At 61.7% G+C, this 25,617-nt stretch carries 30 protein-coding genes and 1 pseudogene; 19 read left to right on the forward strand and 12 right to left on the reverse strand.

Annotation, left to right across the window (positions count from 1 at the left end):
• Nucleotides 1-124 precede the first annotated feature (124 nt).
• From KBY83_RS13240 to KBY83_RS13250, 4 genes and pseudogenes are all read right to left on the reverse strand, one after another.
• Nucleotides 125-463 (reverse strand): annotated as a pseudogene (locus KBY83_RS13240) (efflux RND transporter permease subunit); the annotation flags it as partial.
• A 7-nt stretch (nucleotides 464-470) separates the two neighbouring features.
• Nucleotides 471-1,253, reverse strand: a complete 783-nt coding sequence (locus KBY83_RS13245; RefSeq protein WP_396094021.1) for an efflux RND transporter periplasmic adaptor subunit — start codon at nucleotides 1,251-1,253, stop codon at nucleotides 471-473.
• Entirely contained in the window at nucleotides 1,250-1,507 is a 258-nt protein-coding gene (locus KBY83_RS15540; RefSeq protein ID WP_396094023.1) for a biotin/lipoyl-binding protein, read from the reverse strand. The genes KBY83_RS13245 and KBY83_RS15540 overlap by 4 nt, the downstream gene beginning before the upstream one ends.
• Before the next feature lie 114 nt (nucleotides 1,508-1,621).
• Nucleotides 1,622-2,755 carry an efflux RND transporter periplasmic adaptor subunit gene (locus tag KBY83_RS13250; protein ID WP_255019993.1) on the reverse strand — a complete coding sequence of 378 codons (1,134 nt, stop codon included), beginning with the start codon at nucleotides 2,753-2,755 and terminating at the stop codon, nucleotides 1,622-1,624.
• A 56-nt stretch (nucleotides 2,756-2,811) separates the two neighbouring features.
• Between KBY83_RS13250 and KBY83_RS13255 the strand changes: the two genes are divergently transcribed.
• On the forward strand, nucleotides 2,812-5,109 hold the full coding sequence (locus tag KBY83_RS13255) for an AAA family ATPase (RefSeq protein ID WP_255019994.1): 2,298 nt from the start codon (nucleotides 2,812-2,814) through the stop codon (nucleotides 5,107-5,109).
• 92 nt (nucleotides 5,110-5,201) lie between these two features.
• On the opposite strand, the gene KBY83_RS13260 is transcribed toward KBY83_RS13255, so the two are convergent.
• Entirely contained in the window at nucleotides 5,202-5,882 is a 681-nt protein-coding gene (locus tag KBY83_RS13260; protein WP_255019995.1) for an alpha/beta hydrolase, read from the reverse strand.
• Nucleotides 5,883-6,022: 140 nt separating this feature from the next.
• On the reverse strand, nucleotides 6,023-6,700 hold the full coding sequence (locus KBY83_RS13265; RefSeq protein ID WP_255019997.1) for a 4'-phosphopantetheinyl transferase superfamily protein: 678 nt from the start codon (nucleotides 6,698-6,700) through the stop codon (nucleotides 6,023-6,025).
• Between the two features lie 41 nt (nucleotides 6,701-6,741).
• On the opposite strand from KBY83_RS13265, the gene bcp reads away from it, so the two are divergent.
• Complete coding sequence (gene bcp, locus KBY83_RS13270) at nucleotides 6,742-7,209, forward strand: thioredoxin-dependent thiol peroxidase (RefSeq protein WP_106632560.1); 468 nt, start codon at nucleotides 6,742-6,744, stop codon at nucleotides 7,207-7,209.
• Here bcp and KBY83_RS13275 read toward each other — a convergent pair.
• Entirely contained in the window at nucleotides 7,187-7,918 is a 732-nt protein-coding gene (locus tag KBY83_RS13275) for a type III pantothenate kinase (protein ID WP_255019998.1), read from the reverse strand. The genes bcp and KBY83_RS13275 overlap by 23 nt on opposite strands.
• Complete coding sequence (locus KBY83_RS13280; protein WP_255019999.1) at nucleotides 7,876-8,643, reverse strand: phosphoadenylyl-sulfate reductase; 768 nt, start codon at nucleotides 8,641-8,643, stop codon at nucleotides 7,876-7,878. The genes KBY83_RS13275 and KBY83_RS13280 overlap by 43 nt, the downstream gene beginning before the upstream one ends.
• 111 nt (nucleotides 8,644-8,754) lie before the next feature.
• Between KBY83_RS13280 and KBY83_RS13285 the strand changes: the two genes are divergently transcribed.
• From KBY83_RS13285 to KBY83_RS13300, 4 genes are all read left to right on the forward strand, one after another.
• The gene (locus KBY83_RS13285; protein WP_255020001.1) at nucleotides 8,755-9,909 is read left to right on the forward strand and encodes an FAD-dependent oxidoreductase; all 1,155 of its coding nucleotides are present in this window, start codon (nucleotides 8,755-8,757) and stop codon (nucleotides 9,907-9,909) included.
• A 90-nt stretch (nucleotides 9,910-9,999) separates the two neighbouring features.
• Nucleotides 10,000-11,658 (forward strand): GTPase HflX, encoded by a 1,659-nt coding sequence (gene hflX, locus KBY83_RS13290; RefSeq protein WP_254942167.1) that lies wholly within the window; start codon nucleotides 10,000-10,002, stop codon nucleotides 11,656-11,658.
• A 46-nt stretch (nucleotides 11,659-11,704) separates the two neighbouring features.
• Nucleotides 11,705-12,340: a peroxiredoxin gene (locus KBY83_RS13295; protein WP_254942166.1), complete on the forward strand. Its 636-nt coding sequence runs from the start codon at nucleotides 11,705-11,707 to the stop codon at nucleotides 12,338-12,340.
• Nucleotides 12,341-12,350: 10 nt separating this feature from the next.
• Nucleotides 12,351-13,535, forward strand: coding sequence for an anhydro-N-acetylmuramic acid kinase (locus KBY83_RS13300; RefSeq protein ID WP_255020002.1), 1,185 nt, complete (start codon nucleotides 12,351-12,353; stop codon nucleotides 13,533-13,535).
• Here the strand turns inward: KBY83_RS13300 and KBY83_RS13305 are convergent.
• Nucleotides 13,469-13,780, reverse strand: coding sequence for a ribbon-helix-helix domain-containing protein (locus tag KBY83_RS13305; protein ID WP_106632622.1), 312 nt, complete (start codon nucleotides 13,778-13,780; stop codon nucleotides 13,469-13,471). The two genes, KBY83_RS13300 and KBY83_RS13305, sit on opposite strands and share 67 nt — an antisense overlap.
• A gap of 143 nt (nucleotides 13,781-13,923) precedes the next feature.
• On the opposite strand from KBY83_RS13305, the gene KBY83_RS13310 reads away from it, so the two are divergent.
• From KBY83_RS13310 to KBY83_RS13330, 5 genes are all read left to right on the forward strand, one after another.
• Complete coding sequence (locus tag KBY83_RS13310; RefSeq protein ID WP_255020004.1) at nucleotides 13,924-14,220, forward strand: hypothetical protein; 297 nt, start codon at nucleotides 13,924-13,926, stop codon at nucleotides 14,218-14,220.
• A 39-nt stretch (nucleotides 14,221-14,259) separates the two neighbouring features.
• Nucleotides 14,260-14,541 carry a hypothetical protein gene (locus tag KBY83_RS13315; protein ID WP_255020005.1) on the forward strand — a complete coding sequence of 94 codons (282 nt, stop codon included), beginning with the start codon at nucleotides 14,260-14,262 and terminating at the stop codon, nucleotides 14,539-14,541.
• 203 nt (nucleotides 14,542-14,744) lie between these two features.
• Nucleotides 14,745-16,496 (forward strand): ATP-binding cassette domain-containing protein, encoded by a 1,752-nt coding sequence (locus KBY83_RS13320; protein ID WP_396094032.1) that lies wholly within the window; start codon nucleotides 14,745-14,747, stop codon nucleotides 16,494-16,496.
• A gap of 132 nt (nucleotides 16,497-16,628) precedes the next feature.
• Entirely contained in the window at nucleotides 16,629-16,808 is a 180-nt protein-coding gene (locus KBY83_RS13325; RefSeq protein ID WP_106632553.1) for a hypothetical protein, read from the forward strand.
• Between the two features lie 134 nt (nucleotides 16,809-16,942).
• A complete protein-coding gene (locus KBY83_RS13330) occupies nucleotides 16,943-17,170 on the forward strand; it encodes a hypothetical protein (RefSeq protein ID WP_106632552.1) in 228 nt (75 codons plus the stop codon).
• Here the strand turns inward: KBY83_RS13330 and KBY83_RS13335 are convergent.
• Nucleotides 17,167-18,303, reverse strand: coding sequence for a trypsin-like peptidase domain-containing protein (locus KBY83_RS13335; protein ID WP_255020007.1), 1,137 nt, complete (start codon nucleotides 18,301-18,303; stop codon nucleotides 17,167-17,169). The genes KBY83_RS13330 and KBY83_RS13335 overlap by 4 nt on opposite strands.
• A 131-nt stretch (nucleotides 18,304-18,434) precedes the next feature.
• Between KBY83_RS13335 and KBY83_RS13340 the strand changes: the two genes are divergently transcribed.
• The 8 genes from KBY83_RS13340 to KBY83_RS13375 are packed head-to-tail and all read left to right on the forward strand — an operon-like array spanning nucleotide 18,435 to nucleotide 24,089.
• Nucleotides 18,435-18,566 (forward strand): hypothetical protein, encoded by a 132-nt coding sequence (locus tag KBY83_RS13340; protein WP_255020009.1) that lies wholly within the window; start codon nucleotides 18,435-18,437, stop codon nucleotides 18,564-18,566.
• 46 nt (nucleotides 18,567-18,612) lie between these two features.
• The gene (locus tag KBY83_RS13345; protein WP_255020010.1) at nucleotides 18,613-18,918 is read left to right on the forward strand and encodes a DUF2973 domain-containing protein; all 306 of its coding nucleotides are present in this window, start codon (nucleotides 18,613-18,615) and stop codon (nucleotides 18,916-18,918) included.
• A gap of 43 nt (nucleotides 18,919-18,961) precedes the next feature.
• Nucleotides 18,962-19,345 (forward strand): hypothetical protein, encoded by a 384-nt coding sequence (locus KBY83_RS13350; RefSeq protein WP_106632550.1) that lies wholly within the window; start codon nucleotides 18,962-18,964, stop codon nucleotides 19,343-19,345.
• 39 nt (nucleotides 19,346-19,384) lie between these two features.
• The gene (gene hrpB, locus KBY83_RS13355) at nucleotides 19,385-21,952 is read left to right on the forward strand and encodes an ATP-dependent helicase HrpB (protein ID WP_315858984.1); all 2,568 of its coding nucleotides are present in this window, start codon (nucleotides 19,385-19,387) and stop codon (nucleotides 21,950-21,952) included.
• Between the two features lie 60 nt (nucleotides 21,953-22,012).
• Nucleotides 22,013-22,189, forward strand: a complete 177-nt coding sequence (locus tag KBY83_RS13360) for a hypothetical protein (protein ID WP_255020011.1) — start codon at nucleotides 22,013-22,015, stop codon at nucleotides 22,187-22,189.
• Nucleotides 22,186-23,361: an exodeoxyribonuclease VII large subunit gene (gene xseA / locus KBY83_RS13365; RefSeq protein WP_255020012.1), complete on the forward strand. Its 1,176-nt coding sequence runs from the start codon at nucleotides 22,186-22,188 to the stop codon at nucleotides 23,359-23,361. The genes KBY83_RS13360 and xseA overlap by 4 nt, the downstream gene beginning before the upstream one ends.
• A 3-nt stretch (nucleotides 23,362-23,364) precedes the next feature.
• The gene (locus KBY83_RS13370; protein ID WP_255020014.1) at nucleotides 23,365-23,640 is read left to right on the forward strand and encodes an exodeoxyribonuclease VII small subunit; all 276 of its coding nucleotides are present in this window, start codon (nucleotides 23,365-23,367) and stop codon (nucleotides 23,638-23,640) included.
• A 14-nt stretch (nucleotides 23,641-23,654) separates the two neighbouring features.
• Nucleotides 23,655-24,089, forward strand: a complete 435-nt coding sequence (locus KBY83_RS13375) for a DUF2834 domain-containing protein (protein ID WP_255020015.1) — start codon at nucleotides 23,655-23,657, stop codon at nucleotides 24,087-24,089.
• Between the two features lie 36 nt (nucleotides 24,090-24,125).
• Here the strand turns inward: KBY83_RS13375 and KBY83_RS13380 are convergent, their stop codons facing one another.
• Both KBY83_RS13380 and KBY83_RS13385 read right to left on the reverse strand, forming a co-directional pair.
• On the reverse strand, nucleotides 24,126-24,473 hold the full coding sequence (locus tag KBY83_RS13380; protein ID WP_255020016.1) for a hypothetical protein: 348 nt from the start codon (nucleotides 24,471-24,473) through the stop codon (nucleotides 24,126-24,128).
• Nucleotides 24,473-25,426 carry a YihY/virulence factor BrkB family protein gene (locus KBY83_RS13385; protein WP_255020017.1) on the reverse strand — a complete coding sequence of 318 codons (954 nt, stop codon included), beginning with the start codon at nucleotides 25,424-25,426 and terminating at the stop codon, nucleotides 24,473-24,475. The genes KBY83_RS13380 and KBY83_RS13385 overlap by 1 nt, the downstream gene beginning before the upstream one ends.
• Nucleotides 25,427-25,617: the final 191 nt, after the last annotated feature.

Here is a 25,617-nt window from a genome sequence, read left to right on the forward strand (position 1 = left end):
TGCTTCCGCTTCAACCGGCGTTTCTCAATGGTTGCGATGACGGAACGGATCGCCAATGCAGTCTGCTGCTGCACGCCTTGCACGGAGCGCGATCTCAGGCTTGCGGAGGCTTATGGGTAATCACGACGCGGTTTTGAACGTTTACCTGGTCGATGTTGATATCCGTGTCTTCCTCAAAATAAACCTGAATAATGCTCTGACCAGTATTTGAGCTAGTCGATGAGATATAGGCCGCGCCCGGCACACCGTTGATCTGCTGCTCTAGCGGATTGGTAACGGCCTGTTCCGTCACTATGGAATTAGCACCGCCGTAATTAGAGGTCACCTGAATAAGCGGTGGCGCAATATTCGGCAGGTTTTCAATTGGCAGGCTGGGGATAGCAATGATTCCCAGCAGCACGATCAGGATGCTGCAAACGGTAGTAAGGACAGGCCGCTTGATGAAATTATCGGAGAGTGACATATCTTTCTCAGTTGCTTCCGCTCGAGAGTTTCACTGGCATGCCGGTACGCAACAGCGCCGTATTTGAGACGACCACCATTTCTCCTTTCTGCAGACCGGAGACCAGCGGGTAGCGATTGCCCTCCAGCTCCCCAAGCTGCACTGGGGTCTGCACCACGATCGGAGTAGTGGGCGGCAGGGCCTCAAGCTTCTGCTTCTGCGCCTCAGGAATTTGGGTGGAGGCGCGGATCTTGGCGAGCACCTGGCTGAGTTGCAGCACTCGATAAACAAAAGGCTGCTGGGCCTGCATCATCACTGCCTGCACCGGCACGGAAAGCTGGCGGGTGTTGCCGGTGACAATCAGATTGCGCACGTACTGACCTGTTTTGAGCTGGCCGGTTGCGTTGGGGAAGGAGGCCTTGACCAGCACCGTGTTTGGCGAAGAACTACTACCGCTCACTCCGTAGTAAGGGGAAATAAACACCACCTTCCCCGTCGCAGATAGAGGCGGATTGCCCTGGGTCACCAGCTGCACGATCTGGCCAAGCGCCACCCGCGATGAGCGGGTGGCGGGCACATCCATCAGGGTCCAAAGACTTGAGTTGTCGACAATGCCGGTGATCGCCTGTCCCTGGCGCACGTAATCACCCAACTTCACCGTATCGAGATCGCCGATCTCACCGCTGATCGGTGCCGTCACGAATTTGTAGCCCAAGGTGGCCGCATTGGCGCGCACTTGGTCGCGGCTTTGAATCGCCTGGGTGACATAGAAGTCGCGATCCTTGGTGGATACCGCTCCCTGCTCGTTCAAAAGATGTAGCGCTCCGCGTTAACCAGATCCTTACGGGCCTCGGCCTTGCTGGCATCCAGGCTTGCCGATTGCTGCACGTTGTCGAGCACCAAGATCGGCTGGCCCGCCTTCACCCGCTGGCCCTGGGTCGCGAGGATCTTCACCACCCGCCCATCAACCTCGGGGCGCAGTGCCACATCACTGGTGGAGCTGAGCTGGCTTATCACCTCAATCGAGGGGCTGAAATCAGCCTCGCCGATGGTTTCGGACTGCACTACCAGCGGCGTCCGGGAGGCCTGTTTGGTGGTGCACCCTCCTACGCACAGCAGGCCTATAAGAGAGGAGGCCGCAACCGCTCTGTTCACATCCACTGAGCATCGAAAGGCAAGCTACCGGATGCCTGGCTTTTTGGCCTGCCTCGCAAGTTGCACCGGAGCACCATGGCGCAGGTTGAGCAGGCCAGCGGTAATCAGCCGATCGCCTTCCTGAGCAACACCCTGCCCCCCCCGCTGCAGTGGATAGAGGGTTCCTTGCATATCTCCTATCTGCACTGGAGTTTGCAAGGCAAACAGGGTGCCGCTCGGCAACCGGCGCAGCTCGGCGATGGGGGCCTTGCCCGGCCGCCGCTCCAGCTCAGCCAAGCTGCCCACCAAATAAATAAATGGCTGTCCTGCCAACCGGGTCACCGCGGTGAAGGGAACGGCCAACTCCTGGCGTCGATCCAGCACCAGTCGCGTGCGACTGCGCTGGCCGTTGCGCAGGCTGCCCCGCGGGTTAGCAAACGACGCCTTTACCAGCAGCGTCTGAGTTGGGGCGCTCACCCCCGGATCCACCGAGATCACCGGGCCCTCCGCCAGGGGCTGGGAGCTGGAGGCGGCCAGCAGCAGCACCCGCTGACCAGGCCGAACACGATCGGCATAGGTGGCAGGTACATCGATGCGAGCCAGGAGATTGTCGTTGCGGATCAAGCGGGTAATCGGCACGCCCGCAGCAATCACATCGCCCTGCTTGACGCGCAAATCGGCCACCGTGCCGCTGATCGGCGCCCGCAGATCCTTGAAGGCGAGATCGGCTTCCCGGGCAACCAAGGCTTCGCGGGCAGCGACGTAGGCCTGGCGAAATTCATCCCGCTGCAGGGCACTGGCAGCACCTTGACGGGCCAGATCCTGATAGCGCTGGTAATTGAGGCGGTTGGTCTGCATCTGAGCGCGCAGGCTGGCCACCTCAGCCCTGAGCTGGGCCTGGTCGAGCACCAGCAGCAGCTGGCCCTGGCGCACCCGATCTCCCTGGCGCACCAACAATCGCTGAATGCGGCCCCCCGCCTGGGCCGCCAGATCCACCTCCTCCTCTGCCTCCAGGGTGCTCACGGTGTCAAAACTGGCTTGAAATTCAGCAGTTTCCAGGCGCTGGCTCTGCACCACAGGCAGCCGCGGGGCTGGCTCGCGCCCCTGCTGACACCCCACAACCAGGGCAGAGGCCATCGCCGTGAAAATCAATAGCGGGGAAACAACAGGGCGGAGCATGGGTGTGATGGTGGATCGGGCGCGCCGCATGGCCGGAGCGTATCGCCGGCGGCCCGATGATGGACTCAGAACGGCGCTGCGGCGACCTCGTGAGCGACCTGTTCAGCCATCAACGCGACATAACCCTGGCCAGGGCCGCCCCCCTGGCAGACCGGCTCAGGCCCCGCAGCCTTGATGACTTCGTCGGTCAGGAGTCGATCCTCGGCGTAGGACGACTGCTACGCCGCGCCATCGCCGCAGATCGAGTCGGCAACCTGATCCTGCACGGCCCGCCGGGGGTGGGCAAAACCACCCTGGCCCGGATCATTGCTGGCAGCACCAGGGCCCACTTCAGCAGCCTCAATGCCGTACTTGCCGGCGTCAAGGATCTGCGGGCCGAGGTGGATGCGGCCCAGCAGCGCCTGGCGCACCATGGCCTGCGCACCACCCTGTTCATCGACGAGGTGCACCGTTTCAACAGTGCTCAACAAGATGCCCTGCTGCCCTGGGTAGAAAACGGCACGGTGAATCTGATCGGAGCTACCACCGAAAACCCCTTTTTCGAGGTGAACAAAGCCCTGGTAAGCCGTTCGCGGTTGTTTCGCCTGCAACCGCTTGAGCCAGCACACCTGCGCCAGCTGCTGGAACGGGCCCTGCGGGATCCGGCAGTGGGCTATGGCGAACGCTCGATTGACTTAGCCGCAGCAGCGGCCGACCACCTGGTTGATGTGGCCGGCGGCGATGCCCGCAGCTTGCTGAATGCCCTGGAGCTGGCGGTGGAGACCACTCCTCCCGGTGCTGATGGCTCCATCAGGATCGATCTGACCATCGCCGAGGAGTCGATTCAGCAGCGCGCGGTGCTCTACGACAAGCAGGGGGATGCCCACTTCGACACAATTAGCGCCTTCATCAAATCATTGCGCGGTTCCGATCCAGATGCGGCCCTTTTCTGGTTGGCCCGCATGGTGGAGGCGGGCGAAAACCCGCGCTTTATCTTCCGGCGCATGTTGATCGCTGCCGGGGAAGACATCGGCTTAGCCGATCCCCAGGCCGTGGTGGTGGTGGAAGCCTGCGCGGCCAGCTTCGAGCGAGTGGGATTGCCAGAGGGGCTTTACCCGCTGGCCCAGGCAGCTCTCTATTTGGCGGGAGCGGAGAAGAGCAACAGCTTGCTCGGTTTCTTCGATGCCCTAAAAAGCGTGCGCAGCGCCAACCGCCAACAGGTGCCCGCCCACCTGCGCGATGCCAACCGTGATGGCCAGGCTTTTGGCGATGGAGTGGGCTACCGATACCCCCATGCCTACGCCGAGCACTGGGTAGCCCAGCAGTATTTGCCTGGCGCACTTCAAGGTGAGATTTTCTGGCAACCGGGCAGCCTGGGCTGGGAGGGCCAGAGGCGCGAGCGCCTGCAACAGCGACGGGCCGCCCAGCTGGCGGCTGCCGCTGAGATGGCGGCGGATCAGGGCGACGTGCTTAGCAGCAGTCCGGAAGATCCCCAGCTGGAGCGCTGGCTGCAGCGGCAAGCCGCCGCCGAGGGAGAACGACTCGACACCCTGAGACATCGCTTCTGGGCAGGAGTGATCTGGCAACGCCAAGCGCGGGTGCTGGTGCTGGAAGCGAGGTCGTTGCTATGGGCCCTTGATCCCCTGGCCGCTACGCCCGAGGGCGGGGTAGTGATCACCGTGGCCCAGGCCTCCGACCGGGAGCGGCTGCAAGCCCAGCTGAAGGTGCTCGACAGCCTGCGCCAACCCCAGCTGCTGCTGGTGCCTCCCCAAACCCCTGCCGCCCTTAGCTCCCAGCTCGAACCGCAACTCGCCCTTGACTCCGGGGCCCGCTTCGACTGGGTGATAGCGCGGCAACCCTGGCAGGGCCTCAGCGCCGAACAAATCGAGGCCTGGATCGGCCAGGCAGGCGCGCTGCTGGGCCAAACCGGCCAATGGCGCCTGCTGTTCAGCACTCCCCAACTCGGGCCAGCAGCAGGCCTGCGGGCCCTGCTCGGCACGGCAGAAACCTCCCTACAAACCTTGCTGGAGGAGCTAACTCACCTGGAGGGGCAGCGACTGATCCAGGCCCAGAGCACCGGCCTATTCAGCCAACGCAGCTTGATCGCCGCGGGATGGCGAGTGCAACAGGAGCAGTGGCAGGAATCAATCCAACTCGTGCTGACTGCCGAGCTGATCGAACGCTGGCTGGCCCCGGCCAGCTCCTATCTCGAAGCGATGGCCGCACTCCGGGGCAAGCCCCTAGCCAGTGAAGCCGTGCAAAGCCTGCGAGAAGCATTCAGCCGCCTGCTGGGCCAGCCCATGCCCCAGGCCCTTGAGCACACCTTGGTAAGGGCAAGGCGAGTGGACGCACTGCAAAAACCCCTAAACACATAAAAAAGCCCCGGCGCAAGCCGGGGCAGCTGAGGTGGCGCGAATCGCCTAAGGCGAGTCGAACACCAAAGGCCATGCTCACCAAAAGGCCAGGCTCACCAGAGGCCGCGGATGGCTTCAGATTCGACTTGCTGAACCTGGGCCGGGGCCGGGGCCATTGTGCGCACTTGAGCCACGGGATCCGCCATCTGGTTGGCCTGGATGCAGGCCGGCAGGAACACGTACCAGGAGAGCAGGGAGGTGCACTGGGCGTCACCTTGGCAACGGCCTTCGGCACAGACGTTCTGGGCACCGGTGTAGGTGTTGCAGAAGTCGGCCAAGCGCATGTCGGTAGGCAGGGCATTCATGATGCCGGCCGAGGAGATCTGACCGTCACGGGCATCGGCCACGATCGCCGAGCGCAGAGCCTGCACCGCGAAGGTGTTCATGCTCCAGTAAGGGAAGTAGCTGGTGGTTTGGTTCTTGAGGAACTTCACACCGGCATCCGAGTAGAGGAAGCGGGAGACGCCAACGAAGTCAACGTTGTAGGACTTGTTCATGCCTTCACGCACCTCGGCAGCGGTCCAGCCGGAGCGGTTCAGGCCCCCTTCCAGGCCCCGATCGGTGACCTCACCAGACTGCAGGAATGTATTAAAGGCATCCTGGTTGGTAGACCACACGGCGCCGCCGGTGTTCCAACGAACGGGGAGATTGTTGTCGACTGCGGCGGACGCTGGCATAGCCACCGCCGAGAGGGCCGTACCCACAAAAAGGCCGGCCAGCAAGCGCTTGATCACGAGAGGAATGGAATCAGTTTATTCCGAACGTAGCCACGCAGTGCCGCATGTCACCAAAGATGCAAGTCAGCGGGGCGCATCGACACAAAACCGAAAGATTTCCGCTGGATTTCAGTAGTAAATCTGCGTATTTAGAACAATCATGCGCCCTGCTGCCCCATCAATTCTTCAGGCTGTCCTGGCGAGTGCAACATCAAACCTGCACAACCCTCACCAACCGCCGCCCAACGCCAATCCTGCTGCAGAGCGCTGCTGTGATCCGGCTTGGCCCCATCACTGAGATTTAGCAAGCTACCGCTGATGTGGTCGTAACACCACTGAGCAAGTTCTGCGGCAAGGGTGCGATGGCGCCACTTGATAGCCGCTTCCTTCAACACCCAGCTGTTGAGCACCGCTTGCCGTAGCGCCTCCCCAGTCAAATCCCGCAACTGCGCCTGTTCAGGCTCTGGATAAAACCGCCTCATCAATCCAGCCGGCTCAATAGGTCGAGCGGTGGATTCGAGGTCTACGCCGATGGCAGAGGCGGAGTAGCCAATCAGCAAGCCAGCGCCGCTATGGCTGAGACTGACCCATCCCAGACCACTACCTAACAGTGGTGGTTGGCCGGGCGGACTATGGAGAGGCACCGCGGCACCAGCGCAGCCCAACACATCAGCCAGCTGCTGCCGGAGCAGAGCCCGGCTCTGGAAGTAGCGACTTCGCTGCAGCTCAGGCAGGGCCAAGCCCCAACTCCATTCATCAATAGATAAACAACCGAGGTCGCCCCCCTCCAGATAGCGCAGCCATAGCTGGGGGGCTGGGCGCTGCGGCAGATCCAAGCTGCTGCCTAGGCTCACCCGTGAGTTCGGTTGGACGTTCAATGACCTTGCAGATCGGTGAGCCCGCCCCTGATTTCACCTTGCCAGACCAAGACGGAACGGCGGTGAAGCTTTCCCAGTTCAAGGGCCAACGGGTGGTGATCTACTTCTATCCCAAGGACGACACCCCCGGCTGTACCAAAGAAGCCTGCAATTTCCGCGACCAGTGGGGCGCATTCGAAAAGCAAGCCATCACCGTGCTCGGCATCAGCAAGGACGGCGCCAGCAGCCACGCCAAATTTATCGCCAAATATGACCTTCCCTTCACCTTGCTAAGCGACGCCGAGCCCTGCGCAGTGGCCGCGGCCTATGGGAGCTATGGGCTGAAGAAATTCATGGGCAAGGAATACATGGGCATGATGCGCCACACCTTTGTGGTGGATGCAGAAGGAAAGATCGAAAAGATCTACACAAAGGTGAAGTCCGAAACCATGGCTGACGACATCCTCAGCGATCTGGGCTTGGCCTGAGTGCTGCCAAGGCCTCAAGGGCCAGGTCCGGAGCCAACTGCAGCGGCATGGAGCTCATTAGCAGCTGCTGCAGCAATGGTTTCAGCAGGGGGCCATCCCCTCCCGTGAGCCAAAAACTGCACCCAGGGCAGCTGGTTTGGGCTTCACGCCCTGCCGCGGCCAAGGCGCCCGCCAGACCTCGCAAAACCCCTGCGGCCATTGCTTCTGGTGTGGAGCGGGGCCAGAGGTCCAAAGGCAGGTCCAAGGGCAGGTCCAAGCCAGGCAGTCCTGCAGTTTCAGCAGCCAGGGCCCGCAACTGCAAGGCAGCTCCGGCTAGCAACCGTCCTCCCCGAAATCGGCCCTCGCTGGTGACCAGGGTGAGGCTCAAGGCAGTGCCGCCGTCAGCCACCAAGACGGGGCCAGAGGCAAGGCACCAGGCCCGCCAACCCACTAGGGCACGATCCACTCCCAGCCAGCCAGGCTGATCCAACAAGGGCACATCTTTCAAATGCAGACGCCGCTCCAGCGGCAGTGGAACAGAGGCGGGCACCGGACCCACCGCAGCCCAAGCAACCAGCCCCTCAAACTCGCCCACACCGGCTGGAGCACTCCACGTACGCAGGCCGCCCAGCTCACCCTCTGCCCAGTGCCATCGGCTATTGCCGATCAGCAGCCAACGGCCCTCGCTCAGATGCCCTCGCCCATCAATCCCGGCAGATGGATGCCACATTCCTGTTGGAGACCACCGAAACGGGTCGCCCGGCCGCTGACATCTCCTAGATCAGGAGCACTGGAGTGCCAGTCGCCCACCGTGGAATAACCCTGCTCAAACAGCGGGTGCTGGGGCAATTTGTGCTCTTCCATGTAGTAGTAAACATCCCGTTTACTCCAGGAGAGAAGGGGCCGCAGCGACCAGCGCTGACGCACCGCATCTAGCGGTTCCATGGCCTTGCGGTGATCGGTCTGGCTGCCGCGCACACCACTGGCCCAACAGGTCACCGCCAGATCTGTGAGGGCCCGATCGAGGGGTTCCACCTTGCGGATGCGGTGATAAAGCGCCAGATCTCCCGGCTGGTCGGTTTCCCAAAGGCGGCCATGCAGAGCTTCCATCCGGGCCGGGCTCATGGCCGACTGGGCCACAACTAACTGAAGCTGGAGCTGCTCTACCAGGCGCTCGGCGTATTGATAGGTCTCCGGCGGCAGATAGCCCGTATCAACCCAGATCACGGTTACGGGCCGATCGATATTGGCGGTCAGCTCACTGGCCATGTGCAGCAAAACTGCCGACTGAATGCCAAAACTGGTTGTTAAAGCAAATCCTGCCCCGAAAGTGCTCTGAGCCCAGCTCAGGCGCTCTTGGGCCGACAAAGGTGCAAGCAGTGCCCTGGCAGCGTCCAGATCGATCGGCCGGCCGGTGCCATCGGGTGAAAGAGCTGGGACTTGGGCCATCTGCATCAAACCATCATCGCCCTTTGAGTAAGTCGCTGGTTAGGGTTCAAAAGCAGGTGCCGGCGAAAGACCACCAGAGCCATGCTGAATCCTGAGGCGGCGCGATCGCAGGCTGCGGTGACCCCGCCAACCGCACCGGTGGTGATCGTGGGCGGGGGCTTTGGTGGGCTTTACACCGCCCTCGCCCTGGCAGAGCGCCGCCACCATCCACCAATCCTGCTGATCGAACCCAACGATCGCTTCCTATTTCTACCCCTGCTTTACGAACTGCTGAGCGGCGAACTGCGCAGCTGGGAGATCGCACCTCGCTACGACAGTTTGCTGGCCGGCAAAGGGGTGGCCTGGCTGCAGGACCGGGTTGTGCGCATCGAAGCCCAGTCTTCCCAGGTCCATACCGCCAGCGGCCGGTGCCTGGCCTTCAGCCGCCTGGTGCTGGCCACGGGTGCCCAGGCCAATGACTTCGGCATCCCCGGCGTAGCTGAATACAGCCTCGGTTTTCGCACCTTGGCAGACGTGGAACGGCTGCAGCGCCTAATCCATACCTTGAAGGAACGGTCCCGGCCCCTGCAGCGTTTGGCCGTGGTCGGAGCTGGTGCCAGCGGGGTGGAATTGGCCTGCAAGCTGGCCGACCAATTGCAGGGGAGCACGATTGTGGACCTGATTGAGCAGGGCCCCGGACTGCTCCCCCAGGCCAAGGCCTTCAACCGAGAACAGGCTGAGCAGGCCCTGCAACGCCGGGATGTGAGGCTGCGAACCCACACCCGCGTCGAGGCGGTGCAACCAGGTGGACTGACGCTGCTGGGGCCAGCGGGCTCGGAACAGCTGAAGGTTGATGGGGTTATCTGGACTGCAGGCCTGCGCTTTCAATCGCTTGAATGCCAGCCGCCAATTCCCGTCGACCGACTTGGACGACTGAGCTGCGAGCCCACCCTGCAGCTGGTCGATCAGCCCCACCTATTTGCCCTAGGCGACATCGCCCAGCAGGAGTTACCCCTGCCAGCCACGGCACAAGTGGCCTTCCAACAAGCTGAGTGCCTGGCCGGCAACCTGATGCATTCCCTTGCTGGCGAACCCCTCGATCCCTTCAACTACAACGACCTCGGCGAAATGATGAGCCTGGGCCGAGGTGAAGCAAGCCTCGTTGGCGGCGGATTCACCCTGGCGGGAGCGGCGGCATTTCAGATCCGCAAACTGGCCTACCTGGCCCGCTTACCTGGTAAGTCGCATCAGTTCAAAGTGGTCGCCGGCTGGCTAGCGGACTGGCCCCGGTGATTCTGCCGGGAGCCCAAGCTTGTGGTGGGCAAGGCCCGCCCATGATCAAATCCGTAATCGCTGTCTATCTGTGGTGAAACAAGGCCTGTGGTGAAACAAGGCGGCCTGGCGGGGCGTACGGCCGGCTTGCGACCCGCCCAAAAAAGACGCCTGGAACGCCTCTGTCACCGCCGCCATCCGGACGACCAGATAGCTGAATTGCTCTGCTTGCAGCGGCTTGCCAGCGAAAGCCGTGAGCTGGAGCTGCCGCTCACCTTGGTAGTGGATAGCCGGGGCCTGTGCCGGCTGCTCTGGGTGGGGCCGCTTGAGCAATCGGGCCGGCTGCTGGAGCGCCTGCCCGGCTCGGAGCGCCGCCAGGGCTCCGAGCTGCGGCTGATCACCTGCTGCGGCCGAACCAAACAACTCGAAGCCGGCCGCCAGGAGGGAATCGTGGGGCTGGATATAGCGCCCATCGTTTGGCTGCGCTTCGGCGACAGGGCGGGGGCGGGGGGCCAATGGCCCGCCCAACTGTTGGTGGCCCACCCCGACGCCGCCGAACCCTGGGCAAGCGAAGCGACTGAAGATCTAGCCGAGCTGTGCGGCCGGGATCCCCTCAGCCTCACCCCGCCAAATGCAGCCAGCGCTGGCGCCTTTGGTGCCAGCCAAGACGGCCCTGAACGGGTGCTGCTGCTAGCCCTCACCCCCGGCGACCGCGGCCGGGCCCAGCGCCTGATCGCCGAACTGGAGGGACTCGTAGGCAGCGCCGGTGCCGTGTCGGTGGGAGTGGTGGAGCAGCGCCGCAGCCAGGTTGCCCCCCAGACCCTCTGGGGTGAGGGGAAAGTGGGTGAAGCGGCCCTGGAGGCCCGGCGGCTCGGCGCCACCCTGGTAGTGACAGACCGGGAGCTCACACCGGTGCAAGCCCGCAATCTGGAGCGGCTCCTCGATCTGCCGGTGAGCGACCGCAGTGAACTGATTCTCGACATCTTTGCCCAACGGGCCGCCAGCGCCGCCGGGCGCCTCCAGGTGGAGCTGGCCCAACTGCGCTACAGGCTGCCCCGACTCACCGGCCGCGGCCGCAGCCTGTCGCGGCAGGGGGGAGGCATCGGCACCCGGGGACCGGGCGAAACCCAACTGGAAAAAGATCGTCGCGCCATCGCCCGCCGGATTGAGCGATTGCAGCGGGAGGTGAGCCAGCTGGGCGAGCACCGGGCCCGGTTGCGTCGCAGCCGCCAGGGACTGCGGCGACTGGCCCTAGTGGGTTACACCAACGCCGGCAAAAGCTCCCTGCTCAACGCCTTAACCAAGGCCAGCGAAGCCCGCGCCGTGCTGGCCGAAAACAAGCTGTTCGCCACCCTTGATCCCACCACCCGACGACTTGAATTGCCGGAACCAGTGCTGCTCACTGACACGGTGGGCTTCATCCGCGATTTGCCCCCGCCCCTGCTGGAAGCCTTCCGCTCAACCCTGGAGGAAACCCTTGAAGCTGAGGGCCTGTTGATCGTGGTTGATCTGGCCGACCCGGCCTGGCCCGAGCAGTGGCGCACCGTCAACACCATCCTCGATTCCCTTGGAGCAACCGCCCCCAGGCGCCTGATCGCTAATCAAATCGATCGTTGCCCAGCCGGGGAGGTGGAGCGAGCCCGTGCGCTAGCCCCAACGGCCCTGTTCATTTCCGCCACCGCCTGCCTGGGCCTGCAGCACCTGCGCCAGGAGTTGCGCAGCTGGCCCGAGTCAGCGCCTGAGGACGAAAACACCACATCTGCGCGCTGACTTGTGGCACGATCAGAACTTGCTTTCTTCCTCCCTTTCAGCCTCTATGGCCCTCCAACTCGGCGATACCGTTCCCGATTTCACCCAGGATTCCCAGCTCGGGCAGATAAATCTCTACGACTTCGGCGCTGACAGCTGGGTTGTGCTGTTCTCCCACCCGGCCGACTACACCCCTGTTTGCACCACAGAATTGGGAGAGGTATCCCGGCTGCGCCCTGAATGGGAAAAGCGCAACGTCAAAACCATCGCCCTGAGCGTGGATTCCGCCGAAAGCCACAACGGCTGGATCTGCGATATCAACGAAACCCAGAACACAACAGTTGATTATCCGATCCTGGCGGATGCCGACAAAAAGGTGAGCGACCTTTACGGGATGATTCACCCCAACTCCCTTAACAATCTGACCGTGCGTTCGGTGTTCATCATCGATCCCAACAAGAAACTGCGCCTGCAAATCACCTACCCCGCCAGCACTGGCCGCAACTTCCACGAAATCCTGCGGGTGATTGATTCCCTGCAGCTCACCGACAACCACTCCGTGGCCACCCCGGTGAATTGGAAAGACGGCGACGATTGCGTAGTGGTGCCATCGATCTCCACCGAAGATGCCCGCGCCAAATTTGCCAAGGGCGTCACTGAGATCAAGCCCTACCTGCGCATGACCCCCCAGCCCAACAAGTGAGCTTGGGCTGATGCGGGTGTTGGGGTTGATGAGCGGCACAAGCGCCGATGGCGTGGATGCAGTCCTGGCCAGCTTCAGCGGGCCGCCCCAACGTCCGCGCTGGAAGCTGGAAAAGCACCACTTCAACCCTTACCCCGCCGAGCTCCAACGCCAGCTAATTGGCGTTGGCCAAGGCCAATCGTTCGATAGTTCAACGCTGCTCGAATTGGCGGAAGCCGTGACCGAGCAGCAAGCTCTCGCCGCCAGAGCATGCGACCCCCAGGGCAGGGCCGAATTAGTTGGCTGCCACGGCCAGACCCTCTGGCATCGCCCGCCCCAGGCTGGTCAGCGGGGTGCCAGCTGGCAACTACTTCAAGGGCCGCTGCTGGCAGAGCTGCTGGCTACACCGGTGGTATTCGATTTCCGCAGTGCCGATCTGGCCCTTGGCGGTCAGGGAGCTCCACTTGTCCCACCTGCAGACCAGGCCCTACTGGGTCGTTGCGGCGGCTGGCGAGCGGTACTGAATCTGGGGGGCATCGCCAACCTCACCCTGATCCCTCCAGCCCAGGGGCCCGAAAGTTGCTTGCCAGTGCGGGGCTGGGACTGTGGTCCTGCCAATACCCTGCTGGATCTGGCAACCATGCACTTCAGTGGCGGCCAGCAGAGCTATGACGCTGATGGGGCCTGGGCCCGCCAGGGACAGATGGATGAAGCCCTGATACAACGCTGGTTAGCTGAGCCCTATTTCCAGAGCCCACCGCCGAAGTCCACCGGTCGAGAGCTATTCGGCCAGGCAGACCTGGAGCGACGGCTGGCCGAAGTCAAGGGGAGAGACGCGGCGGATGCCCTAGCCACCCTGACCGGCTTCAGTGCCGCGGTTGTAGCCCAGGAGTTGGGCCATGGGCCCCAAGCGATCGAGCTGCTGGTGGCTGGCGGTGGCTGCCGCAACAGCCTGCTAGTAGAACAACTGCAACGCCGCTGCCGCGGCCTGATCGTGCGGCCGCTGGCGGAATTTGGCATCGGCGAGGCAGAGAGAGAGGCCTTGGCCTTCGCCCTGCTGGCCTGGTGGCACGCCCTGGGGCATCAGGGGAATCCGCCCTCAGTCACCGGCGCCAGCGGCGGCGCCGTGCTGGGGCTGTGCGCCCGTCCTCAGTCCGGTCGGTGCAAGCGAACCCTGCGGGGAGCTCCGCGCAGGCGCTGGGGTTTCTGGGCCTGACTGGCCTCCAGTCCCTGACGAAAAAGCTCAGCCTGGAAACCCGCCTGAACCGGGGAAGCCTGGCTGGCTTGGGCCTGCTGCAGCCGCTCCACACCTTGCTGGATCAGCACCTTGGCCATGTTGCTCACCGTGCGGGACTCGGCATCCGCGAATTCAGCCAACTTTTGGCAGAGCTCCTCGGGCAACACCACCTGAATGCGAGGTGATTTGGACTTGCCACTCGAGGAGGTCTGCCGGGTGGCCACGGAGTTGCGAAGCAAGCGCGGAGCAAGGCTGGGGCTTGCAATCCCCAGCCCATACCCCTCAGATACCAATCAGTGTACAGAGATGCACAAGGGTAGTATCCAAGACTATGCTGAAGGCAACCATCCCATCGGAGGTGCACACCGTGCCCCGTTCCTCCACCCCACGCACCTCAACCCCTGCCTCGGCTGCCCAGGGCCGCAAGCGCCGGACAGCCGAACGCAGCGATGTGCTCGTCTCCGCAGTAATCAGCACCTACCTGCTCACCCACCTGCATCACGTTCTGCAGCGGGCCGAATACAGCGCCCAGCAGGAGGGAAGAGGCGCACTTGCAGCCAACTACGCCGAGCTGCGCAAAGTGCTTTGCCTAGATGCCCGCAGTATGGAAGATGCCTCAGCCTGTGGCACACCTGAGCAAGGCGAAAACCAGCTAGCCGCCTGAACCGATTCGATTTAAAATTCAGCCAATTTGCTGCCAGCAATGACCGCCAGCAACGACTACTCCCTACAAGACGACGCTGAACGACCTCTGCATGCCAACAATGCTGCTGAGCTCTACGCCCAAATCAGTGCCGACCACGACCTAACCCAAGCGCTGTTCCGCCAGGCCCTACAGGATCCTTCCGGGGCCATTAGCCGAATCATTGAGCTGGGCCAGCAGTTCGGCTTGCCGGTCACCTCCCAAGAGATCCGCACCTACATCTCCACCCTGGATGACAGCGTCAGCAAGCAGTGGCTGGTGAAGGCTCGCGGGGGGCTCTGAGTTGGTGCGGCGCTGTTGTCGCTGATCACGCTCCCCACCTGCCCAGCTGAAAAAGAGCCAGTAACTCACTAGCGCCAGACCAGCTGTGACAACCAGAGCAGCCACCTGCTCAAGGCGCTTGATCATGGCAATCACACAGGCAGGTGAGACGAGTCTGCACCAGATGATTGCTTAGCCGCCCCCAGGCAGACGGGTCGCCAGGGATGATGGACTTGGTCCATAGACCCTTATCCGTGCTACGCCTCGAACGCCTCGGCAAGATTTATCCCACTGGCGAGGTGCTGCGGGATGTCACCTGGGAGGTGAGGCCTGGAGACCGCATTGGCTTGGTGGGCGTCAACGGAGCTGGCAAGTCCACCCAGATGAAGATCATTGCCGGGCTGGAAGAGCCCAGCAGTGGCTTGGTGGTGAAGCAAGGCGAACCCAGCATTGCCTACTTGCAACAGGAATTCGACGTCGATCCAGCCCGCACGGTGCGAGAGGAGCTGTTCCAAGCATTCGGCGAAGCAGCTGAAGTGCTGATCCGCCAGCACCAGCTGGAGCACGAGATGGCAAGCGAGAAGGCCGCCAACGACCCCAACCATCTCGACGAGCTAATCCACGAGCTAGGCCGGCTGCACAGCCGTTTCGAGGCGTTGCACGGCTACGAGCTCGATGCCCGCATCGACAAACTGCTGCCCACCATTGGCTTCAGCCCCGAGGGGGCCGAACAGCTGGTGGGGGATTATTCCGGCGGCTGGCAGATGCGCATCGCCCTCGGCAAAATCCTCCTCCAGGAACCGGATCTGCTTCTGCTCGACGAGCCCACCAACCATCTGGACGTTGAAACGATCCAGTGGCTCGAGGGTTATCTGGTCGAACAGACCGCGGCCCTAGTTGTGATCAGCCACGACCGCACCTTTCTGGATCGGGTCTGCAACCAGATAGTGGAGACCGAACGGGGGGTATCGCGCACCTACCTGGGCAACTACAGCCAGCACTTAGAGCAGAAAGTCCTGGAGCGCGAAGCAACCCAGGCCGCATTTGATCGCCAACAAAAGGAGCTGGGAGCCCAGCAGGCCTACATCGACCGCTTTCGGGCCAGTGCCACCCGCTCCACCCAGGCCAAAAGCCGGGAGAAACTGCTGGAGAAGGTTGAGCGGGTCGAAGCTCCGCTCGAAGGTGTCGGCGGGCCGCGATTCCGCTTTCCCGAAGCACCACGCTCTGGGCGCGTGGTGGCAGACATCAAAAACCTGACCCACAGCTACGGCGAGCAGATTCTGTTTTTAGGGGCTGAGCTCGAGGTGGAACGGGGTGACCGCATCGCCTTTGTCGGGCCTAACGGCGCCGGTAAATCAACCCTGCTGCGGCTGATCATGGGCAGCGAACAGCCCGAGGACGGCTGCGCCAGCCTCGGGGAGCACAACGTGATAGCGAACTACTTCGAGCAGAACCAGGCCGAAGCCCTAGACCTCTCCAAAACCGTGATCAACACGATCTTCGAGGTAGTGCCCGACTGGACTCAGACCCAAGTGCGCTCACTGCTAGGCAGCTTCTGCTTCAGCAACGAAAGCGTATTCAAGGAGGCCGGCAAACTCTCTGGAGGAGAGAAAGCCAGGCTGGCGCTGGCGTTAATGCTGCTCAGCCCCTGCAACCTCCTAGTTCTGGATGAGCCCACCAATCACCTTGATATTCCAGCCAAGCAGATGCTGGAAGACGCGCTGATCGAATATGAGGGTGCGGCCTTGCTGGTGAGCCACGACCGCTATTTCATCTCCAGGGTGGCCAACCGGATCGTGGAGATCCGGGATGGCCAACTGGTGCTCTACCGCGGCGATTATTCCTATTACCTCACCAAGAAAGAAGAGGAAGCTGGCCTGGCCCGGCAGGCCGAAGAAGCAGAACGCAAAACGGCAAAACAGGCCGCCAACAAGGCCAAGCAGGCTTCTCGAAAATCCCAGTCAAAATCCAGCTGAGCAGCCCAGCCCGCAGTCCCCGCCTCAGCGGGTACACAGAACTTCACAGCCGCTTAGGCAGGAAGACTCATTTCACTAGCCCCCTTGGTTTGGTGTGCATAGGCTGACAAGGAGTCGCCACCGCAGGAGATCATGGGTAATCAGCACATGGGCCCCAACGCCCAGGGCACCAGCTATCACGTCGCCGGCCATCAAGACAATGGCCGCCAAGGCGACGCCTTGGAGGTGTATTTCGAATGCATCACCACCTGCTCCCTGGATGACGGCGCCTGCGTGACGCGCTGCGTTGAAGAGCTACGCGAACAGCCCTGAGCTCAGACGCCGGCCAGCCCATCACCGCCAGACAGCAAATCAGCACAGGCAGCGCGCCCTGTCGCAACCGCTACGCAAGCGAATGAAACAGTTTGTAGCGTTAGGGGGTCAAATAGTTACCTGTGGTGCGTGCCATGTCTGAACCACTCGCCCTCAGCCTCGGTCAGCAGTTTGAGCTGGAGCGCATGAACCGGGCTATTGAAGCCACCGCCGATCCCCAGACCCTGCAAGGCATTGCCAAGCAGCTACTCCAGGCCTGGCATAGCCAAAAGGCGGCAACCCAGTGGGTTATGCGTCAGCAACTAGGTGCACCTACCCAAGTTTCGCCAAGCCTGGGTAGTCCGTGGGGGCAAGAGGCCTAGGGGGCTGGGGTTAATTGGGCTGGAATAACCGTCAACCGCATCAATGTTCCGGCCCTATTCAGCCGAAGCTCCAAGCTTCCCCCCACCCCCGCCCTCTCCACCGCTGTTACCAGCTGGGAGGGGCTAGCGATGGGCTGATCACCCACTGCAACGATTACATCGCCCTTTTGCAGGCCTGCCCGCGCCGCTGGCCCGGAAGCTTGCACCGCCATCACCCGCACCCCTTGATTCAGCCCAGTGCCATCACCGGCACGAACCCCGTCGAGACTTACGCCGATAAATGGGTGGCTGACACGGCCAGAGGTAAGCAATTGGCGGGCAATATCCCGGGCCCGGTTAATCGGAATAGCAAATCCCAAGCCCGCACCAGGCCCGGTACGCACCAAGGTGTTAATTCCGATCACCTCGCCATCAGCATTTAGCAGCGGACCGCCTGAATTGCCCGGGTTGATTGCTGCGTCGGTCTGAATCAGATCCAAGCGCTTGTCTGTGATGCCCAGCTTGCTGGCGTTGCGGTTGAGGTTGCTGATGATCCCCATGGTCACGGTGTTGTCCAACCCGTAAGGGTTGCCTACGGCAATTGCCCACTCGCCAACTTGCAGGCTGTCGGAGTTGCCCAAGGGCGCTACTGGCCAAGGGCCGCTGCCCGCCAACCTCACAACCGCCAGATCCGTGAGGCGATCGAGGCCGACAACCGTGCCTTCAACCCGACGACCGCCCTGCAGCCCCACGGTCACCCGGTCTGATTTCTCCACCACGTGGGCATTGGTCAAGATCAGGCCCTCAGCCTGAAAAATAAAGCCGCTTCCCTGCCCCCGCTCCGTGCGCTGAGAGGGCTGCTGTTGCTGCTGGGGCATGCCAAAAAATTGGCGAAACAGGGGGTCGTTGAGCAGCCCTCTTGGCAAGCCTCCCGAAGCACCACCTGAGGCAGCCACGGTCCGTTCCGTGTCAATGGTCACCACCGCGGGTCCAGCGCGGCGAACAGCAGCCGCCACAAATGACTGGCGGTTCAGGCTGACTGAAGTTGCACTCTGGGCGAGGGCGGCAGCGCCTGGCCAGGGAGCCGGGGGCGCCAGTAGAGCCATCAGCACCAGCCCTGAACCCAGCCAGGGCAAGGCCCGCGAATCAGCCATCACTACAGGACTCAACTAGTCAAAACGTAAGCAACCAGCCAGCGACTGCCTAGAGCGGGATTTCCCTCCCAGGAAAGCCGCCACGGGGGACCAGGATCGGCCCTAATATTGGTAAACAAATCTTTCAATCCATGGACACCGAGCGACTGCTAATTGCTTTTCTCGCCTTCGGCGCCGCCTGCAGCACCCTGTGGGCCTGGATGGTTGCCAATACTGGAGAGGTTGCAGTCGTTGATCCCCAAACGGCTCGCTCCAGGCAATGATGGAATTGCGACACGCAACCATCTATCTGAGGCCAGCTTTAAGGCCATGAACATTGTGCTCTCCCAGCTTTTACCCCTGCTCTACGGGGCCTGCTTTGTGGCTCTGCTATGGCAAGCCTTCAGGGTGATGGGCCAAGGATTCCGCGCCATTCCCCGTCCCGGTGATCGAGATGCCATGGGTACGCCAGCAGCACAAGCACCCGAAATCAGGTCCAATCACGACCGCACCGGCAGACTCACCATCCATCCGGAGCTGCTTGATTCAGATGGTCAGATCACCCAGGAAGACCTCTTAACCGTCCGCTTCAGCGGCGACAACGAGCAAGCTGCTTACCCAGGTGACCTCAGCTGAATAGGCTCTCCGTTGAGCAAGCGTTTTTCAGCGGAGACAGAAGGTGGATCAACGGACCCGAATAGTGGCTGCAGTGCTGACCAGTCTCAAACTGCCACCCCGTTTTCGCCTCAAGCTGATCAAAGAAGATCCGATTCGGCTGGAGTTGAGCATCACGCCTGCCTACGGCAGGGATCCAATTTTGGTAGGCCTGGTTGAATCTCAGGATCTCGTGGCTCGTCGCGACCGAGAGGGGCGCATCCCCAGGGATCTGCAAGGCACCTGGGACTGGACTGTTCGCCACGGCAAGGTGAGCACCGGGGGCTGGAATCCTTACCTCAAGGAGGCCTTGCAAACCATGTTTGAAACCGGCCTACCGGCGATCGTCTACGAGGAGCTCACAGGCGAGGCCTACCACCCGGTAGATGGCATTCGCCACGTGCGCTGATTCCCCAAGGACAGCCCCCTGCCAACGCCCCCGCTACCGATTGACGGCCTGCTGGCGCCCCTGCTCGAAGCCTGCAGGCCCGGTGCCACCGTGCTGCTCCAGGCACCCCCTGGAGCAGGTAAAACGACTCGTGTGCCCCTGGCTCTGCTAGCAGGACTCAACCTGGAGTCGGGCAAACCGGGTGCCGCATCTGGCCACATCTGGATGCTGGAACCCCGTCGCCTGGCGGCCAAAGCGGCAGCCCAAAGGCTGGCGGCCGAGCTCGGTGAGCCCCTCGGCCAACAAGTTGGCTACAGCGTGCGGCTTGAATCCTGCATCTCAGCCGCCACCCGACTGGAGGTGCTCACAGACGGCCTGTTTCTGCGGCGCTTGCAGGCAAATCCTGGCCTTGATCGGGTGGACTGCCTGATTTTTGACGAATTCCACGAGCGCGGCGCCGACACCGACCTATCCCTTGCCCTGGTGCGTCAGGCCAGGGAGCTGCTGAGGCCAGAGCTGCGGCTGGTGCTGATGTCTGCCACCCTCAACCTGGCCCCGCTGGCGGAGCAGCTGCCTGGGGCCACCGTGCTGACCAGCGAAGGGCGTTGCTATCCGGTGGCAATCAGCCACCAGCCACCGCGACCAGGCGAAAGGCTGGCGCAACAGGTGGTGCGCGCCCTTGAGCAGCACTGGCTAGAGCCGCGCGGCGACGGCGAAACCGTGCTGGTTTTCCTCCCCGGGCAGAGGGAGATCCAGGACTGCAGCAGGGCGATCGCCGCCACCGACTGGGGAAAGCCCAGCCATCAGGGCGTGGAGTGCGTTCCCCTGCACGGCAACCTGCCGTTGGAGACCCAGGGCCACGCTATCGGCCCGGCCAGCAACGCCGCGGGCAAGGTGGTGCTCGCCACTTCCATCGCTGAGAGTTCCCTCACCTTGGCCGGGGTAACGCTGGTGCTCGACAGTGGTCTGAGCCGCCGCAACCGCTTCGATCCCGGAAGTGGACTTGATGGCCTCGTCACCGTACCCGCAAGCCAAGCCAGCGCTGATCAACGGGCCGGCCGGGCCGGGCGCCTGGGTCCAGGTCGCTGCCTGCGCCTCTGGTCGCCCGCTGAACAGCAGCGTCGTCCCGCTTTCGATCCACCGGAGCTGCTCGAGGTAGATCCATTGCCCCTGGCCCTGCAACTGGCCCAGTGGGGCGATCCCCTTGGCAGGGACCTGCATTGGATAGACCCACCAGCGCCTGCACCCCTAAAGGAGGCCCGTCTGCAGCTCGACCAGCTTGGTGCTCTGGCAGCCACCGGGCGGCTGAACAGCCACGGGCAGCGCCTGGCCCAGCTGGGGGTGCATCCGCGCCTCGCCCAGCTGCTACTGCTGGGCGAGCAACTAGGCCAATTGGAGCTGGCCTGCGGCCTGGCGGTGCTGCTGAGCGAGCGCGATCCCCTCAACCGTCAGGAGGCCGGCAGTGACCTGCTGCGGCGGCTTGATTGGCTAGGTGAAAACCGCCCTGGAGATAGCTCCCAGCGCCGGCTGCGTCAGCTGCAAAGCCAGCTGCAGCGCCAGGTCAGGCAGCTAGGTGGTATTAGTTCCAGTCCTCCAGCTGCAATGCCGGTTGGCCGATCCGTAACCCTGTCGGAAGCGGCGGGCTCGCTAGTTGCCGCCGCCTATCCCGAGCGGCTAGCCCTAGCCAGAGCAGGAAAGCCTGGCCGCTACCTACTCAGTGGCGGCCGCGGCGCCGTGCTCCATGCAGACGATCCCCTGGTGGCCTGCACTGCTCTGGCAGTGGCCCAGCTTGATGGCCAGGGCCAGGACGCTCGCATCCAGCTAGCGATCCCCATTGATATCGGGCAACTGCGGCAACTGGCGGAGCATCCCGGCGGGCAAGGAACTATCGCGGTGGAGGCGCGCTGGGATGGAGAAGGTCAACGGGTGCGCTGCGAACGCTCCCTGCGACTAGGAGCGCTGGTGCTTGAGCGCCGCAGCTGGAGCGAAGCAGAACCGGCCTTGATTCGCAGCGCCCTACTAGAGGGTCTGCGGCAGCTGGGACTGGAAGCTCTGCCATGGGATCCCGTTAGCCGCCAACTCCAGCAACGCCTCAGCCTGGCCCACCAGCACCTAGGAGCCCCATGGCCCGACTGCAGCCCCCAGCAGCTACTGGAACAGCTAGACGAATGGCTCGGCCCCCACCTCAACGGCCTCCGCAGCCGCGACGAACTGCAGGGAATACCCCTAGGCGAAGCCCTCTGGGGTGACGCCCCCTGGAGCCTGCGTCCCCAACTAGATCAGCTGCTGCCAGTAGCCCTGACCGTGCCCTCTGGCCGCCAAGTCAAGCTCGATTACAGCAGCGGCCAGCCCTTGCTGGCGGTAAAGCTGCAGGAGCTCTTCGGCGCTCGCACAAACCCAATGGTGCTCTCAGGTCAGCTAGCAGTGACCGTGCACCTGCTCACACCGGCCGGCCGGCCGGCGGCGATCACCCAGGATCTGGCGGGCTTCTGGGAGCGCAGCTATCCGGATGTGCGCAAGGAGCTGCGCGGGCGCTACCCCCGTCACCCCTGGCCAGAAGACCCGTGCCAAGCCCAGGCGACGGCCCTTACCAAAGCAAGGCTGCAACAGGGGAGTCATCGAGCCTGAGGGGCATGGGGCAATAAGGCACCTGCCTGCCCCAAACTGGAACTTTCCGGCAAGGCTGCCTTGGCCCGCTTTTACGTCAACAACCGTCGTGATGGCTCGCGCCTGCTTAGCAGCGCCCTAGTGATCTGCGTCGCAGGGCTGATGCGCGTTGACCATCCGATTGGGAGATCGGTAGCGCTGATAGCTGGCCTGGTGAGCCTCTACTGGTGGATCTGCTACCGGCAGATCCAGCCGTGACTGCGGCCGGTGAATTTTCAGGCATACCGCGCTACGGCGTGACAGAACTGAATGGCGCGGTCGCATCGCTGCTAGAGCGCGGTTTTGCACCTCGATTTCTGCTTGACGCAACCGTGAGCAGGCCCCAGCTCAAAAAGGGACATCTCTGGATGACCCTGGTCGACGAGCAGGCATCAATTTCGGCAGTGGTTTGGGCTTCCCAGCTGGCGAAGCTCAGCTTCGTTCCCGAAGACGGAGATGGAGTCGTAGTGGTGGGCAAGCTCAACTTTTGGAGCAACCGGGCAAGCCTCTGCGTTCAGGCTCTGGACATCAGGCCAAGCCTGAGCTCGGTCCTGCGTCAGTTCGAACAGGTGCGGGAGCGGCTAGCCCTCGACGGGTTGCTGGATCAAGCCCGCAAGCGCCCCCTACCCGCGTTCCCAAGGCGCATTGCCCTGCTCACGAGCTGTCCGAGCTCCGCGTTGGCCGACATGCTGCGCACCAGCGCCGAACGCTGGCCGGCGACAGCTGTGGTCGTGGTGCCAATACCAGTACAAGGCCCCGTACATGAAGCCATCTGCCGAACCCTGGAAAAACTGAACTCCCAAGTGGAGCGGTTGGGCATCGATGCGATCGTGATCGGCCGAGGTGGCGGCAGCCGCGAAGACCTAGCCGTGTTTGATAACGAAGAGCTGGCGCGGTGTTTAGCCGCCTGCCCAGTGCCCGTGGTCAGCGGCATTGGCCACGAAGATGACACCACCGTTGCAGACCTGGTGGCCGACTACAGGGCCGCCACCCCCACCGCTGCCTTGGTGGCCCTATTGCCAGATCACCGCGTAGCGGTGCAGACATTGCAGCAGCAGGGGAGACACCTGCAGCAACTCATCCAACTGAGACTGCAGGGAGAGCGTCAGCGACTCAGTCGGGATCGGGAACGACTAGCGGGGGTAAATCCCCTCGCCCTTTTGACCAGTCGTCGCCAGGCCCTGGGGCATGCCCAGCAGCTGCTGCAAGCACTGTCGCCCGCACACCAGCTCAAAAGGGGCTTCTGCTTGCTGAGCGATGGCAAAGGGGTTGTGGTGCGCTCCGTGCAGCAACTTGAAAAAGGCGGCGAAGTCATCGCCCAACTCACAGATGGGCAGGCGAGCGCCGTAGTGCGCGAGATTCTGCATCAAGCTCCGGAGGCGAAGCCCTGAACGATGCCTAAAGCAAAAGCCACAAGAAAAACACAAGAAAATGAAAGCGTCGAAAACGTTGGCGCCGATCTCTCATACAACGAAGCCCACACCGCCCTACAAGTGGCCTTATCAGCCCTGCAAGCCACGGACCTCGATGTCGAAGCAATGACAGGCCTATACCGGCAAGCCCGCGCCTACCTGAATCGCTGTGAAGCGGTACTCGCCCATGTGGAACAGGAAGTGATGTTGTGGCAGGAAGGAGATAACGCTGTAGTCCCCTTTAAAGAGCTCACCTAGAACCACCTCAAATCATGACAGCAAATTCCGAAAACAGCTCTAGCAACACCACCACCGCCATTCAGGGCAATTCAACCTTGAAATGGCTGTATCTGGCCTTGGCGATCAGCGGTGCAGTACTGCCCTGGCTGGCAAACGTTGACTTCATCAGGGAATACGGATCAAGCTTCGACTTGGGCATGTTTGTCCGTCTTGCAAATGCAAATCCAGCCGCCAGTTCCCTATCAAGAGACCTAGCAATAGGAGCAACGGCAGTGGTGATTTGGATTGTGCAGGAGAGCAAGCGGCTGCAGATGCGAGGGCTGCCTTGGGTACTGCTCAGCTGCGTAACATTGGCCTTCGCATGTGGAGCCCCACTGTTCTTGTATTTACGAGAGCGCCGCCTGGAGGAAATAGCGCGCGACCAAGAGCCTAAGACTACCGACCAGGAAATAGCGGTAAGTAATTAGCAGCAAGTAATTAGCAGCAAGTAATTAGCGAAAAGCTCAAGAAGACGGGTCGTCTTTACTGACGACCTGTACATCAATGGTGACATTACTAACATCAAACTGTTCATTGGGCTCTGCACCCTCCGTAGGCGCGGCAAAAGCAGCTCCACAAGCTGGGCAAATTTCCTTCTCCATGGAGGTGAAACCACAAGTATCACAGGTACGCAATCTTCTTTGAATCACCTGCCAAGCCACAAAGCCAGCCGCTCCCAGCAATAGGGGCAACAGCACCAGGAGCAAGGTTATGCCTCCGAGAAGATCGAGCACGAAGCGCCCTGCCGGACCGGGAGCAAGGAGCAGCAAGAGCGCTAACAGCAACCAGAGCCAGGTACGTGATCGCTCCATCAGCTGATCTCAATTGGGGCAGATGAATCCATCCTGACGCGCTGGCGCCGTTCCAGGACGACACACAAACACTGACCGTAGTACAGGATGACACCAACCAACCAAACCCAAAGACTCAACAACAAAACACCGCCCACCAATCCATAGGCTTGGAAGCGCACCCCTACTGCCAACAGAATGCGCCCAAGCACCAAATTAAGGATGGTGAGAGTTGAACCTATTAAAAGCGCTCCAGGGAACAGAGGCTGCCAAGCGACACGACGCGATGGCAATACCCACAACAACAACATGGCTAAGGCAATAGCAATCAGCAACGAAATAAGCAAATCCAGAATTGATGACACGGGACGCTGCAAATCGCGAGCCATGGGCAAAATCTCTAGGGCACGGGCCCACAAGCTTGCCGAACCCAGCAGTCGCATGCTGGTGAAAGCCTGATCCACCACAATAAAAAGAGCGAATAATGAAACAAGACCAAAAGCCTTGATTCGCAAACGCAGATAACGGACTACCAAACGCTTCCATGGCAAATCCTCAAGCCCAGCCGGGCGATTCCACCAAAGACGATCAGCGCCACGCTGCAAAGTGAGATAGGCATTGCTTGCCGTTAAAATCAACACAACGGCACCAAGGATTCCAGCCCCAAATCCTTGCCTTAAAAAAGCTGACAATGTAGAAGAGAAAATCGGCATCGCCGAACTGGGCAAGATTTCCGAAACGACTACCAACAATCTTTCAACCAAACCCTCATCCCCGCCTAGCAACCTTGCCGCAATAGAAAGTGCTATCAGAAGTACGGGGAACAAAGACTGAAGACTGTGATATGCAAAAGCAGCACTGAGGTCAACACAGTCGAGCTTCAGCCACAACTTATAAGCCAGCCAAAAGGGCAGTAAACAATGCCTCTGAGCACCATCCCATCTACGCAGGTCCCGGAGAGCTCGTGAACGCACTACCTAGCTACCGTCTGGAACTAGATGGACACTAGACGCAGACGCTGTAGTTACCAAGCCCCACCAAGAAGCTTAACCAACAAAAAAGCCACCCCTACGGGTGGCTTTTGAGTAAACTGACCCATCCTCTTTCAAGAAGGTGGGGCAATTTATTAGGATGAATATTTTACCTGGCATCGAGCTATTTTCTC

The sequence above is a fragment of the Cyanobium sp. WKJ7-Wakatipu genome, assembly GCF_024345355.1.
Lineage (GTDB): Bacteria > Cyanobacteriota > Cyanobacteriia > PCC-6307 > Cyanobiaceae > Cyanobium_A > Cyanobium_A usitatum.